Origin of the sequence: Streptomyces longwoodensis, from assembly GCF_001514125.1 — a bacterium.
Taxonomy (GTDB): Bacteria; Actinomycetota; Actinomycetes; order Streptomycetales; family Streptomycetaceae; genus Streptomyces; species Streptomyces longwoodensis.
The window spans coordinates 190302-204438 of the sequence record NZ_KQ948550.1; the positions used below are offsets into that span (position 1 = coordinate 190302).

The following is a 14137-nucleotide window of genomic DNA, read 5'->3' on the forward strand; positions in this document are numbered from 1 at the left end:
AGCGGGTGCCGGTGCCCTCGGGGACCCGGCACCCGCTCCTGCCGCTCACTCCTGTTCCAGCACCACGCACGACTCGCCGGGCAGGTGCAGCAGGCCGTCCTGACCCGGGACCTCCACGGGCTCCCAGGCGGCCAGGACGCGGGCCGGGCGCGAGCCCAGCGGGATCGCGGCCGGCTTCGGGGAGAGGTTCACGGCGACCCGTACGTCACCGCGCCGGAACGCGAGCCAGCGGGCCTGCTCGTCGTGGGCGACCCGCAGGTCCCCCAGGTCCGGGTCGGTGAGGTCGGGGTGGCTGTGGCGCAGCGCGATCAGCGAGCGGTACCAGGCCAGCAGGCGCGCGTGCGGTGCGCGCTCCGGCTCGGACCAGTCCAGGCACGAGCGGTCGCGGGTCGCCGGGTCCTGCGGGTCGGGCACGTCCTCCTCGGCCCAGCCGTGCGCGGCGAACTCCCGCCGCCTGCCCCGCCGTACGGCCTCGGCGAGCTCGGGGTCGGTGTGGTCGGTGAAGAACTGCCAGGGCGTCGACGCCCCCCACTCCTCGCCCATGAACAGCATCGGCGTGAACGGCGCGGTGAGCACCAGCGCCGCCGCGCAGGCCAGCAGCCCGGGGGAGACCAGGTGGGACAGGCGGTCGCCCTGGGCCCGGTTGCCGATCTGGTCGTGGGTCTGGCTGTAGCCGAGCAGCCGGTGCGCGCCCACGCGCGTGCGGTCCAGCGGCCGCCCGTGCCGGCGTCCCCGGAAGCTGGAGTACGTGCCGTCGTGGAAGTAGCCGCCGGTCAGGGTCTTGACCACGGAAGCCAGCGGGGAGCGCGCGAAGTCGGCGTAGTAGCCCTGCGACTCGCCGGTCAGCGCGGTGTGCAGGGCGTGGTGGAAGTCGTCGTTCCACTGCGCGTGCAGCCCGAGCCCGTGCTCCTCGCGCGGGGCGATCAGCCGCGGGTCGTTCAGGTCGGACTCGGCGATCAGGAACAGCGGCCGGCCGGTCTCGTCCGCCAGCGCGTCCACCGACTCGGTCAGCTCCTCCAGGAACGGGTACGCGCGGGTGTCGACCAGCGCGTGCACCGCGTCCAGGCGCAGCCCGTCCAGCCGGTAGTCGCGCAGCCAGGCCAGCGCGCTGCCGAGCAGGAACGCCCGCACCTCGTCGGAGCCGGGCGCGTCCAGGTTGACCGCGGAACCCCAGGGCGTCTGGTGGGTGTCGGTGAAGTACGGGCCGAAGTACGGCAGGTAGTTGCCCGACGGGCCCAGGTGGTTGTGGACCACGTCCAGCACCACGCCCAGGCCCAGCTCGTGCGCCCGGTCCACGAACCGCTTGAGCGCCTCGGGGCCGCCGTACGGCTCGTGCACGGCCCACAGCGACACCCCCTCGTACCCCCAGCCGTGCCGCCCGGGGAACGGGCACAGCGGCATCAGCTCGACGTGCGTGACGCCCAGTTCGGCGAGGTGGCCGAGCCGCTCGGCGGCCGCGTCCAGGGTGCCCTCGGAGGTGTAGGTGCCCACGTGCAGCTCGTAGAGCACCGCGCCCGCGAGCGGCCGCCCCGACCACTCGGCGCGCCACGCGTAGCGCCCCTGGTCGACGACCGCGCTGAGCCCGTCGGGACCGTCCGGCTGCCGGCGGGACCGCGGGTCGGGCCGCACCGGCCCGTCGTCCGCCGCGAAGCCGTAGCGCGAGCCGTCCGTGGCGTCCGCCTCGCCGACCCACCATCCCACCCGCTCGGGATCGCGTTCCAACGCGCGCGTGACGCCGTCGCACTCGAGCGTCACCCGCTCGGCCTGTGGTGCCCACACCTCGAACTGCACGGATGGTTCCCCTTCGTCCGCTGACCGGAGTAACCCGTCCATCGTGCTTCACACCCGGTCGATCCGCCGCCGAACGGGCCCGCTTCGCCGCGAGTGTCGCCGGACGGCCACCGCGCGGCCCACCGGAGGCGGCAATTTCCGGTTTTCTGGACACCCGGGGTTCACTGCACCGACAATCACCAGCGTGACGTCGTCTTTCGAGTTCAACACGTACCCCGCGCGGCTGTCCGACGCGGAGCGCGACAGGGCGCTGAAGGTGCTCCGGGACGGCGTCGCCATGGGGCGCCTGTCGCACGACACGTTCATCCGGCGCATGGAGCTGGCGCTGGCCGCCCGGCGCGCCGACGAACTCGCCGTCCTGACCGCCGACCTCCCCCGGGAGAACCGTTTCTCGCGCGTGGTCTTCGGCACCGTCGAGGCGGTCTCCGGCTTCACCGTCCGGCTGCGCCGGGCCTGGCAGGCCGAGCGGCTGCCCAAGCTGCTGCTGCCGCACCCCGGCACCGACCACCCGCTGCGCATCGGGCGCGACCCCGCGAGCGGCCTCCGGCTCACCCACGAGACCGTCTCCCGCGTGCACGCCGAACTCCGGCGCCAGGGCGGGACGTGGGTGCTGCGCGACCTCGGCTCGACCAACGGCACGACCGTCAACGGCCGCCGGGTCGTCGGCGCCGCCGTGGTCCGCGAGGGCGACCAGGTGTCCTTCGGGCGCATGGCGTTCCGCCTGTCGGCGAACTGACGGACGGCGGGCGGACGTTCGCCCCCGGCGGCCGGCACGGCGGCCAGCCCGGCGGCACCCCCGGCGGCCGTCGCGCGACCGGCCCCACCCCTTCCGGACCCCGCGTCCCGGAACGGCCCATCCCCTTTCGGACGCCATGTCCCGGAACCACCCCGCGACTTCCGGACACCGTGTCGCGGAAACGTCCCGCCGCATCCGGACACCCTGTCCGAAACACCGCTCCCTTCCGCGGTGTTGACGTAGCCCCACGGCATGACCCAGTGTGATGACCCCGTGTGCGCACACCGCGACACGGGGTGAACCACGGCACGCACTGTGGAGGTGTGCCCTGCCGCCCCTCCTGCGTTACCCGACCGTCGACGAGCTGGCCGCCCGCGCGGCGGCGCTCGTCGCCCGCCACCCCCGGGACGCCCGGCTGCGCCGCGTCGGCACCTCGCGCGCCGGCACCCCGCTGTGGCTGCTGTCCGTCGGCCACGGCGCCCGCCACGCCCTGGTCGTCGCCGGGCCGCACGCCAACGAGCCCGTCGGCGGCGCCACCGTCCTGCGGCTGGCCGAACGGGCCCTCGCCGACCCCCGGCTGACCGAGGGCGCCGACGCCACCTGGAACCTGCTGCTGTGCCTCGACCCCGACGGCCTGCGCCGCAACGAGGGCTGGCTGTCCGGCCCGTACAGCCTCGGCCGCCACTTCCGGCACTTCTTCCGGCCCGGCTTCCTCGAACAGCCCGAGTGGCTGCCCGACGGCGCCGAGGCCGCCGCGCTGCCCGAGACACGCGCCCTGCTCCGCCTCCAGGACGAACTGAAACCTTTCTTCCAGTGCTCGCTGCACGGCGTGGACGTCGGGGGCGCCTTCGTCGAACTCACCCGTGACCTGCCCGGCCTCGCCCAGCGCGTCGCCCACGCCGCCGCCCGGCTCGGCATCCCGCGCGAACTCGGCCCCTACGACGCCCTGTACTGGCCGGGCCTGGGACCGGCCGTCCACCTGATCCCGCCGCCGCACCGGGGCGACCTGGCCGCCGCCATCACCGAGGCGGCCGTGGAGTCGACCTGGTTCCACCCGCAGCGGCACGGCACCGTCACCGCGATCGTCGAGGCGCCCATGTGGGGCGTGCCCGCCGTGGAGGACGGCGCACGGCCCGACGACCGGGACGCGGTCCTGCGGGCCGTCAGCACCACCCTGCGCCACGACACCCGCGTCCTGGAGGACCTCCTGGCCCGCGTCCGGCCCGGACTCGCCGGCCTGCCCGACGCCGCCCGCCTGCTGGCGCCGGTGGACGACTACTTACTGGTCTGCCCCGGCCTCGCCGACGCCTGGGACCCGCGCACCCCCGACCCGGTGCGCCCGCTGCCGCCGCTGCGCCGCGCCCACCTGACGGCCTTGCGGATCGCCGGGCGGCGGCTGGCGCTGCGCACGGCGGGCCTGCTGCACCAGCTCGTCACCGCCCGCGGCGACGACCCGGCCGGGGCCCTGCCGGAGCTGGACCGGCTCATCGACACCTGGTGCGCCGACTACCAGGACGGCTGCGGCGCCCGCTGGATCCCGGTCGCACGCCAGGCCGAGTACCAGACGCGCGTCGTGCGCGCCGCCTTCGAGCTGGCCGCCCGGGACGGCGCACCGTACCCACGTCCGGGTGAGCCGGACTGGGGGACGCAGGCGGCCGTGCCGATGCACCGGGAATGACGCACACACACCCGCACCGGCCCACCCGCCCGCTCACCGCCCCCGCGGCCCTGCGCCGCGCCCTCCCGGTCACCGCCGCCCTCCTGCTGGCCGCCGCCGGCGCGACGACCGCCACGGCGACCACCGCCGGCCCGCTCCCCGTGACCGACCCGGCCCCGGCGGCCGGCACGCCGGGCGCCAGTTGGCTGGAGCTCACCGTCACCCCCGGCGCCGGCCGCTCCGGCGACCCGCGCGGCGCCCTGCTGCTGTGCGACCCGCCGCAGGGGCACTCCCGGGCCGCCGAGGCCTGCGCCGAGCTGACCGCCGCCCACGGCGACGTCCGCGCCGTGCCCCGCCGGGACGCGGTCTGCCCCCTGCTGTACGCCCCGGTGGCCGTCCGCGCCCGCGGCCAGTGGGACGGCCGCCCGGTGGACTACCGCGAGACCTTCGCCAACCGCTGCGAGCTGGAGGCCGCGACGGGGGCGGTGTTCGCGCTGGACGACTGACGCGTGGGAGTGGGCGGGGGCGGGGCACGGGGAGCTGCACGGGCGCGTGCCGGTCCCGCCCGGCTCACCCCCCGTACGGCCGGTCCGGCAGCGCGCGGGCCCGGAGGGCCGCCGCGACGACCGTGCGGGACTGGTGCTCGACCTGGTGCTCCAGCGGCACCCAACGGGCCTGGAAGTGCCGGGCGAAGGCGTCGCTCCAGTCGGCCACGAGGTCCTGGAGCGGGGGCGCCGCGTCGTCCCCCCGCTCGCGCAGCACGCGCAGCAGCATCGCCGCGGCCCGCAGCGGCAGCCGCCGGCCGAAGGCGTCCACGCTGCCGACGTACGCCACCGTGGTGTCGGCCGGCGGCAGGTCGGTCCAGTCCGCGGCCAGCCCCGGGACCAGCTCCAGCACCCACCGCGCGGCCCGCAGCAGCGGCCCGTCCACGCCCTCCAGCCGGGGCAGCGCCTCCGCGAGCACCCGCTCCACCGTCCGCCCGTCGCGCAGCAGCCGGTGCGCCAGGTGCCGCAGCTCCGCCGCCGGGGCGGGGTGCGGGGCGGGGTCGTCCACCAGGTCGCTCGCCCACATCGGCACCTCGACGACGGCGGTGAGCCCGCCGTACCGGTGGACGTGGTACCAGGTGCTGTGCCGGGCGTCGTCCGGCATGCTCGGGTACGCGGCGTCGGTCCCCGGCGCCGGCATCACGTGCACCCCGGGGCCGGCCGCGGGCCAGCCCGCCGCGTCCGAGGCGGCCGTCTCCACCGGGATGTGCAGCTCCGCGGCGGACTTCGCGAACGCCTCGGCCAGTCCGGGCACGTCCCTCGTCAGCTGCACCCAGCTGCCGCCCAGGTCGGTGCCGTGCAGGGTGACCTGGAGGTAGGGGCGCAGCTCGTCGATGACCCGGGTCAGGGCGCGGGTCTCCGGGGGCAGCAGGTGCGCCGGGAGCTGGGCGGGGGACCACTCCGGCTGCTCGGGGCCGGCCGGGCGGTAGAAGCCCAGGTGGTAGTCCAGCAGGGAGGCCGGCTCCGGCGTGACGTGCAGGCTGGCCCCGTCCGGGTCGACGCACAGCAGCAGGTGCCAGGAGATCCCGTCGCGCAACGCCGGTTCGGCGAGCACCCGTTCGGCGAGCGCGAGCAGGGTCGAGCCGCCGGTCGGCTCGTTGGCGTGGGCGCCGGCGACGACCAGGACGGCCCGCCGCGCGTGTCCCACGGACAGCAGGTGCAGCGGACGGCCCGCCCGCGACACACCCACCTGCCGGAGCGTGCACAGCGCGGGCCGGGCGGCGGCCAACGCGCGTGCGAAGGCGGCCAGTTCCACGGGCGTGGGATAGCGCGGATGCGGCAGGACACTCACCCCCGTCGGATTGTCCGGCCTGCTGTGCGCAGTACCCCACGGACACCGACGGCTGTCAAGGCACGGCGGCGAGGCCCCGGAGGCGGTCTTCCCGACCCGCTCGCGGCCTCACTCCCGGGCCCGCCCAGCGGGTGCGTCAGGGGTCAGGTGCGGGGGGTGAGTCGACTGAGCGCCGCGTCGTACCGTGCCTGGACCTCCGGGTCCGCCGATGCCCGCAGGAGGGCGGTGAGTGCCCGCAGCGCGCCGTCGTCGTAGCCGGCCGATTCCGCTTCCCGTGCGGCGAGGTCGAGCTGGGTGATGCCCTCGTCCTGCTTCCCGAGGCCGAGCAGTGCTTCCCCCCTGATGGTGAGCAGCAGGACGTGCGGGATGTCGGTCGTCGCGGGTCGCTGCTCCAGGGCCAGCGCGTGGGTCGCGGTGGTGAGGGCCCGGTGCCAGTGTCCGGCGTCGGCCTGGTGGCGGGCGAGGTGCTGGGTGGCGAGGCGTTCCATCCTGCGGTCGCCGATCCGGCGGGCCAGGCCGGCCGCGCGCTCGCAGCTGTCGGCGGCGGCGTCGAGGCCCCCCAGGGAAGCCTGGGCCATGGCCAGCACGATCAGTGCGTTGGCCTCGGCGAACGCGTCGCCGGCGCGGGCGGCGAGCGTGGACGCGGCCTCCAGGTGGACGAGTGCCTCCGGGGTGCGGTCCTCTTCGGTCAGGACCCAGCCGAGGACGTTGAGCACCCGGGCCTCGCCGTGCTCGTCGCCGTCGGCGCGCGTGGCCGCGAGGGCGGTCCGCAGGAGCGGGGCCCAGCCGTCGCGCACGCGCCACACGATCAGCGGCCACATCGTCATGACGATGCGCCAGGTCCTGTCGTGCAGTGCGGCGGCGTCGGCCGCGGCGACCGCTCGGGTGAGGTTGTCGCGCTCGGCGGCGTACCAGGCCACGGCGGCGGAGCGGTCGTCGAACCGTCGCACCGCGGCCGGCGGGAGGAAGTCGGACGGGAGCGGGAAGCAGTCCTCCGCGCCCGGTTCGGCCGCCGCCACGGCCCCGGTGGCCGTGGCGATGTAGTGGTCGAGGACGCGCTTGAGGGTGTCGGGGTGGGCGTCCAGGCTGCGGGCGTACAGCCGCACCAGGTCGTGCATCGCCCACCGGCCGGGCGCCGTCTCGGTGAGCAGGTGCGCGGCCGTCAGGTGCTCCAGGGCGCTCTCGGCGGCCGCCGGATCCGTGCCCGCCAGGGCGGCCGCCGCGTAACGGTCGATGTGGGTGCCCGGGTGACGGCCGAGATGGGCGAACACCCCGGAGACGCGCGCCGGGAGCTGCTGCAGTGTCAGGTGTAGTGCGGCGCGGACACCGGTGTCCTCCAGGTCCAGCAGGCTCAGGCGGCGTGTCCGGTCCGAGAGTTCATCGGCCATCGACTCCAGGGACCAGTCGGGCCGGCCGGCGAGGCGGGCGGCCACCACCCGCAGGGCCAGCGGCAGTCCGCCGCACAGCTCGGCCAGGCGGAGCGCGGCCGCCGGCTCGGCGTGCACCCGGTGCGTGCCGAGCACCTGGGCCAGGAGGGCGGTGCCGTCCGGGGGAGCGAGGACGTCGACGGCGACGGGCCGGGCGGAGTCGCTGACGATCAGCCCGGGCAGCCGGTGCCTGCTGGTGACGACGGTGACGCAGCGGTCACCGCCGGGCAGGAGCGGCCTCACCTGTTCGGAGTCGCGGGCGTTGTCGAGGACGACCAGCAGCCGGCGGTCGGCGGCCAGCGACCGGAACAGTGCGGCCGCACCGTTCTCCGACTCCGGTATCCGCTCGTGCGGCACGCCCAGGGCCGCCAGGAACTCGCGCAGCACCTCGACGGCGGTCGGCTCGCCCGTGCCGCTGAAGCCGCGCAGGTCGGCGTGGAGGCGCCCGTCGCCGGGTCCGGCGGGGTCGCGGTGGGCCCAGTGCAGGACCAGGGCGGTCTTCCCGACCCCGGCCGGTCCGACGACCAGGCAGACCGGGGCCTCGCCGTGGGTGGCCCGGGTCAGGGCCGCGAGTTCCGCCGCCCGGCCGTGGAAGCCGCGCGGTGCGCGCGGCAGCAGGTCGGGTGCACGCGTGGTCGTGGCGGACGCCGGCCCGGCGGGGGACAGCCGGTCGGCGACCGCCGACCGGCAGGGGCGGGGCCGGCCGAGGCTCGCGGCCTCCTCCAGCTCGTCGGCCCCAGCCGCGTCCAGGCCCAGCGCCTCCGCCAGCGACCGCACCGTACGGCGCTGGGGACCGCGGGTCCGCCCGCGCTCCATGTCGGCCAGTGCCCGCACGCTCACGCCGGCCTCGTGGGACAGCGCCTCCTGGCTCAGTCCGGCGTCCACCCGCAAGGCCCGCAACCGCTGCCCGAAGTTCCTGCCCGAAGACGTGCCGTCGTGCACCGTGCGTTTCCCCGATGGTCCGGCCCGTCCGGATGAGAGCCCCCGGCAGAAGTATCGCCGACCGTACTTCTGCAGGGGGAACTGCCTGGGCGAGGAAGACCGGAAGTGGTCGACTGAAGACCGACACGGAGCGCCTGGTCACGGGCCTGCGCGGGTCCGGCCGTCCCGTCGTGGCCACGGGGCACCTGGGCAGAGGGGCCGGGATCCTCTCCGTCGTCGACCGACCGCATCACCATCCGGGCCGCGGCACCGTGCCGCGGCCCGCACCACGCACGGGGGACCTCTCCATGAACACGCTGCACCGCTCCACGCTGCTCGCCGTCGCGGGCACGGCCCTCGCCCTGTCGCTCACCGCCTGCCAGAGCGACTCCGGCGGCACGTCGTCGTCCCGGCCGACCGCGGCGGCCACGGTGGCGTCGTCACCGGCGGCCGACGCGACGACGGCCGCCGAGGACACGGTCACCTCCGGGGCTGCGGGGCCGGCCGCCTCCGCGCGCTCGGCGGGGGCGAAGGGCGCCACCGGCTCGAACGGTGGACGCGGGACGGCGTCCACCCCGCTCTGCACCGCGCGGGACGTCCGGGTCAGCGCCGCCACGCAGGACGGCCCGCCCTCCACCCACATCGTCCTCACGGCGCGCAACACCTCCGGACACTCCTGCCGGCTGGCGGACTTCCCGCACGTCCAGTTCCTGGAGAGCCACAAGCAGGACGTCCCGGCGGTCGCCAAGAGCGAGCCGGCCACGCCGGTCGTGCTCACGGCCGGGGCCCCGGCGTACGCCCTGGTGAAGCTGTCGGACGGCGGGGTCGACGAGGACAACGAGCCCGTGTCGGCGTTCTCCGTGCAGCTGGAGGGCGACTCCACGGTCATCGCCGTCACCGCCCCCGGCAGTGGCGGCATCGCCGTCGACCCGGCCAAGGCCCTCACCGGCTACTGGACCCCGGAACTCCGCGACGGCGCGGACGACTTCTGAGTCCCGCCGACGGGCGGCGGCAGTCGTGCCCGCCGCCGCCCGGACCGTCCGCTACCCGGCGGCCCGCCCGCCGTCGCCGGAACCGTCGTCGCCGTCGTCGATGCGTTCCAGCAGTGCCACCGGCAGCCGTTCGAACAGCTCCGCCACGCGTACGCGCCCGGTGAACTTCCGGCCCGGGGTGAGGGCGTCGCCCCACCACCCGGGCGGAAGCGCCAGCCGGGTGTCCGCCCAGCCGCCGGCTTCCGCCAGCCGCAGCGACAGCCGGGTCACCGCGGTGACGACCGCCCCGGAGCGCGCGAACGCCAGGCAGTGGTCCGCGGCCGGCCCCTCGGCGGGCAGCGGCGCGTACGACGCCGAGGCGCCGAAGGCGTCCGGATACCGTGCCCGGAGCCTGAGCGCGGCGGCGGTCACCGCGTTCTTGTCGCCCGGGTCCTCGGGCGGGAACCGCACCGGGCGCCGGTTGTCGGGGTCGACCAGGGCCCGGTACTCGCCCTCCGTGCCCTGGTAGACGTCCGGGACGCCCGGCATGGTCAGGTGGACGAGGGCGGTGCCCAGCACGTTGGACCGGACGTGCGGGGCGAGCGCGTCGCGCAGGGCGGTCACGTGCGCGCCGGGCTTCCCGCACGGGCCCTGCGCGACGAACGCGGCCACCGCCTCCTCGTACGGCGGTTCCTGCTCGGTCCAGCTGGTGTACAGGCCCGCCTCGCGCACGTGCTTGAGCAGCGCGTCCTGCACCCGCTCGGGGTCCGCCGGGCCCAGGCCGAACACCGTCTGCCAGGCCGCCCACGCCAGCTGGGCGTCCGGCACCGCCTCGTCCGGGTGGCTCGCGTCGGCCAGGGTCACGGCCCAGCGCTCCGGGCACTCGGTGAGCACGGCCAGCGCGGCGCGCACGTCGGCGCTGCGCTTGGTGTCGTGCGTGGACACGACGGTCCCGGTCAGCGGCCAGTCGCGCTGCACGCGCGCGCAGTACGCGTGGAAGTCCTCCGGCGACACCGCCGGGGCGCCCGGGTTCCCGCCCACCTCGGTCGCCGACAGCAGTGGCACGTACCGGTAGAACGCCGTGTCCTCCACCGACTTGGCGCGCAGCGCGGACGAGGTCTGGGCGAACCGGGCGCGGAACTCCACGGCCGCCGGCACGTCCCCGCCGCGCCGCCCGAGCACCAGGTCGCGCACGACGTCGACCACGCCGGCCTCCTCCGGCACCACGAACGCCCGCCGGGCCTCCGCCGCGGCCTCCTCGGTGACCACCTCCGCCGCGTCGACGGAGGTGTACGGCCGGTACACCTCCATGCGGACCAGCAGCTCCTCCAGGGCGGTGCGCAGCGCCCAGGGTGCCCGGTCGCGCAGGGCGGGGTCGGGCGAGGCGGCGCACACCTTGACGGCCGTGCGCACGAGCCGGTCCAGCTCGGTGGCCAGCTCGTGGGTGAGCACCGCGTACGCGGCCCGGCGCACGGTCGCCGCCCAGTCGCCGCCCCGGTCGGTCTGCGGGGCGGCGAAGGCGCGGTAGCGGGTCACCAGTTCGTCGGCGCCCGCGGGGTCGGCGAACAGGCCGTCGACGTGGCGCAGGGCGTCGTAGCCGGTGGTGCCGGCGACGGGCCAGGAGGGCGGCAGGTGCTCGCCGTCGGCGAGGATCTTCTCGACCACCGTCCAGCGGCCGCCCGTCGCCTCGTGCAGCCGTACCAGGTAGCCGTCGGGGTCGGCGAGGCCGTCGGGGTGGTCGATGCGCAGCCCGTCGATCACGCCCTCGTGCAGCAGCCGCAGGATCGTGCCGTGGGTCGCCTCGAACACCTGGGGGTCCTCCACCCGCACCCCCATCAGCTCGGAGATGCTGAAGAACCGCCGGTAGTTCAGCTCGGTGCGGGCCAGCCGCCACCACACCGGCCGGTACCACTGGGCGTCCAGCAGCTCCGGCAGCGGCAGGTCGGCGGTGCCCTCGCGCAGCGGGAAGACGTGGTCGTAGTAGCGCAGCACGTCCCCGTCGACCGTGAGGTGGTCGATCTCGTCGCCGAGCGGCCCGCCGAGCACGGGCAGCAGCAGCTGCCCGGCCTGCGCCTCCCAGTCGATGTCGAACCAGCGCGCGTAGGGCGAGGCGGGGCCCTCCCGCAGCACCTCCCACAGGGGGCGGTTGTGGCGCGGGGCCATCGCCATGTGGTTCGGCACGATGTCCACGACCAGCCCGAGTCCGTGCTCGTGCGCGACCCGGGCCAGCTCGCGCAGCCCGTCCTCGCCGCCGAGCTCCTCGCGCACGCGCGCGGGGTCGACGACGTCGTACCCGTGCAGCGAGCCGGGCACGGCCTCCAGGACCGGGGAGAGGTGCAGGTGGGAGATGCCGAGCGAGGCGAGGTAGGGCACGGCGTCCGCCGCCGCGGCGAACGGGAAGCCGGGCTGGAGCTGGAGCCGGTAGGTGGCGGTGGGGACGGAGGGCACGGGCTCAGGCGTCATGCACACCTACGTACCCGCTCCCGGCCGGTTCCTGCGCGCCGACACCCGGACGCGGCGGGTCGTGCCCCGGCACGGACGGGGGCCGTGCCGGGGCACGGACGAGGGGCGCGGGGACCACGTCCCCACGCCCCTCGCCGCGCTCGCGCGTCCGCCCGCCGGGTCAGGCGGGTCGCTGCAGGACCGTCATGCTGCGGTCCACCAGGGTCAGCCGGTCACCGGCCTCCACCTTCGCCCCGGAGCCCTCCCGCATCGTCTCCGGCTTGGCGGTGTCCACGACCACCTGCCACTGCCGGCCGTGGTCGACGGGCACCACGAAGTCGATCGGCTCGGCGGAGGCGTTGAACATCAGCAGGAACGAGTCGTCGGTCACCCGTTCGCCACGGGCGCCCGGCTCGGAGATCGCGTTGCCGTTGAGGAACACGGTCAGCGCGGACGCCTGGGCCGAGTCCCAGTCCTCCTGGGTCATCTCCCGCCCGTCGGGAGTGAACCACGCGATGTCCGACAGGTCGTCGTGGGTGCCCTCCACGGGCCGTCCGTGGAAGAACCGGCGCCGCCGGAAGACGGGGTGCTCCCTGCGCAGCCACACCAGCGCGCGCGTGAAGTCCCGCAGCCCGGTGTCGACGCCCCCGGCCCCCTCGCCGCCTTCGCCGTCGCCCCCCGCACCTCCTTCCTCGTCCGGCCACCGCACCCAGGACAGCTCGTTGTCCTGGCAGTAGGCGTTGTTGTTGCCCTGCTGAGTGCGGGCGAACTCGTCCCCGTGGCTGATCATGGGGACGCCCTGCGAGAGCATCAGCGTGGCGATGAAGTTGCGCATCTGCCGCTCCCGCAGCTCCAGCACCCCCTCGTCGTCCGTGTCGCCCTCGACGCCGCAGTTCCACGACCGGTTGTGGCTCTCGCCGTCCCGGTTGTCCTCGCCGTTGGCCTCGTTGTGCTTGTCGTTGTACGACACCAGGTCGTGCAGCGTGAAGCCGTCGTGGCAGGTCACGAAGTTGATCGAGGCCAGCGGCCGGCGCCCGTCGTCCTGGTACAGGTCGGAGGAGCCGGTCAGCCGCGAGGCGAACTCCGCGAGCGCGCGCTGCTCGCCCCGCCACAGGTCGCGGACGGTGTCCCGGTACTTGCCGTTCCACTCGGTCCACAGCGGCGGGAAGTTGCCCACCTGGTAGCCGCCCTCGCCCACGTCCCACGGCTCGGCGATCAGCTTCACCTGGGAGACCACCGGGTCCTGCTGGACCAGGTCGAAGAACGACGACAGCCGGTCCACCTCGTGGAACTGCCGGGCCAGCGTCGCCGCCAGGTCGAAGCGGAACCCGTCGACGTGCATCTCGGTGACCCAGTACCGCAGCGAGTCCATGATCATCTGGAGCACGTGCGGGGACCGCATGAGCAGCGAGTTCCCGGTGCCCGTGGTGTCCATGTAGTACTGCGGGTCGTCCGTGAGCCGGTAGTAGCTCGGGTTGTCGATGCCCTTGAAGGACAGCGTCGGACCCAGGTGGTTGCCCTCCGCGGTGTGGTTGTAGACCACGTCCAGGATCACCTCGATCCCGGCCTCGTGCAGCGCCCGGACCGCCGACTTGAACTCCAGCACCTGCTGCCCGCGGTCGCCCCAGGAGGCGTAGGCGTTGTGCGGGGCGAAGAACCCGATCGTGTTGTAGCCCCAGTAGTTGTTGAGGCCCATGTCGACCAGGCGGTGGTCGTTGACGAACTGGTGCACGGGCATCAGCTCCAGCGCCGTGACCCCCAGCTCCTTGAGGTGCTCGATCACCGCGGGGTGCGCGAGGCCCGCGTAGGTGCCGCGCAGTTCCTCGGGCAGCCCGGGGTGCCGCATGGTCAGGCCCTTCACGTGGGCCTCGTAGAGGACCGTGTGGTGGTACTCGGTGCGCGGCGGCCGGTCGTCGCCCCAGTCGAAGTAGGGGTTGACCACGACCGACGCCATCGTGTGCGGCGCCGAGTCCAGGTCGTTGCGCCGCTCGGGGTCGTCGAAGTGGTAGCCGTACACCTCCTCGCCCCAGCGGATCGACCCGCTGACCGCCTTCGCGTAGGGGTCCAGGAGCAGCTTCGCCGAGTTGCACCGCAACCCGCGCCCCGGGTCGTAGGGGCCGTGCACCCGGAACCCGTAGCGCTGCCCGGGCATCACCCCGGGCAGGTACGCGTGGCGTACGAATGCGTCGCTCTCGCGGAGTTCCACCGCCGTCTCCGAGCCGTCGTCGTGCAACAGACACAGCTCTACTCGGTCCGCGGCTTCCGTGAAGACCGCGAAGTTCGTGCCGGCACCGTCATACGTGGCGCCGAGGGGATACGCCTCACCAGGCCAGACCTGCATGGATACGACTCTTTC

Annotated in this window: 9 protein-coding genes; 4 read left to right on the plus strand and 5 right to left on the minus strand. The window is 75.2% G+C overall.

Annotated features, from left to right (window positions below):
- Positions 1-45: 45 nt before the first annotated feature.
- Complete coding sequence (treZ, locus tag AQJ30_RS05825) at positions 46-1791, minus strand: malto-oligosyltrehalose trehalohydrolase (protein WP_067229482.1); 1746 nt, start codon at positions 1789-1791, stop codon at positions 46-48.
- A gap of 184 nt (positions 1792-1975) precedes the next feature.
- Between treZ and AQJ30_RS05830 the strand changes: the two genes are divergently transcribed.
- The 3 genes from AQJ30_RS05830 (at position 1976) to AQJ30_RS05840 (ending at position 4690) form a co-directional block, all read left to right on the plus strand.
- A complete protein-coding gene (locus AQJ30_RS05830) occupies positions 1976-2527 on the plus strand; it encodes an FHA domain-containing protein (protein WP_067229485.1) in 552 nt (183 codons plus the stop codon).
- A 265-nt stretch (positions 2528-2792) separates the two neighbouring features.
- Positions 2793-4205, plus strand: coding sequence for a M14 family zinc carboxypeptidase (locus AQJ30_RS05835; RefSeq protein WP_211278933.1), 1413 nt, complete (start codon positions 2793-2795; stop codon positions 4203-4205).
- Positions 4202-4690 carry an SSI family serine proteinase inhibitor gene (locus AQJ30_RS05840; RefSeq protein ID WP_079083851.1) on the plus strand — a complete coding sequence of 163 codons (489 nt, stop codon included), beginning with the start codon at positions 4202-4204 and terminating at the stop codon, positions 4688-4690. The genes AQJ30_RS05835 and AQJ30_RS05840 overlap by 4 nt, the downstream gene beginning before the upstream one ends.
- Before the next feature lie 64 nt (positions 4691-4754).
- Here the strand turns inward: AQJ30_RS05840 and AQJ30_RS05845 are convergent, their stop codons facing one another.
- Both AQJ30_RS05845 and AQJ30_RS05850 read right to left on the minus strand, forming a co-directional pair.
- The gene (locus AQJ30_RS05845; RefSeq protein WP_067229488.1) at positions 4755-6020 is read right to left on the minus strand and encodes a M14 family zinc carboxypeptidase; all 1266 of its coding nucleotides are present in this window, start codon (positions 6018-6020) and stop codon (positions 4755-4757) included.
- Between the two features lie 143 nt (positions 6021-6163).
- Complete coding sequence (locus tag AQJ30_RS05850; protein WP_107119492.1) at positions 6164-8389, minus strand: ATP-binding protein; 2226 nt, start codon at positions 8387-8389, stop codon at positions 6164-6166.
- Between the two features lie 287 nt (positions 8390-8676).
- Between AQJ30_RS05850 and AQJ30_RS05855 the strand changes: the two genes are divergently transcribed.
- Positions 8677-9360, plus strand: a complete 684-nt coding sequence (locus AQJ30_RS05855) for a DUF4232 domain-containing protein (protein WP_067229494.1) — start codon at positions 8677-8679, stop codon at positions 9358-9360.
- A gap of 51 nt (positions 9361-9411) precedes the next feature.
- Here the strand turns inward: AQJ30_RS05855 and treY are convergent, their stop codons facing one another.
- Complete coding sequence (gene treY, locus AQJ30_RS05860) at positions 9412-11802, minus strand: malto-oligosyltrehalose synthase (protein WP_067229496.1); 2391 nt, start codon at positions 11800-11802, stop codon at positions 9412-9414.
- A 160-nt stretch (positions 11803-11962) separates the two neighbouring features.
- Positions 11963-14122 (minus strand): glycogen debranching protein GlgX, encoded by a 2160-nt coding sequence (gene glgX, locus AQJ30_RS05865; RefSeq protein WP_067229498.1) that lies wholly within the window; start codon positions 14120-14122, stop codon positions 11963-11965.
- Positions 14123-14137 lie beyond the last annotated feature (15 nt).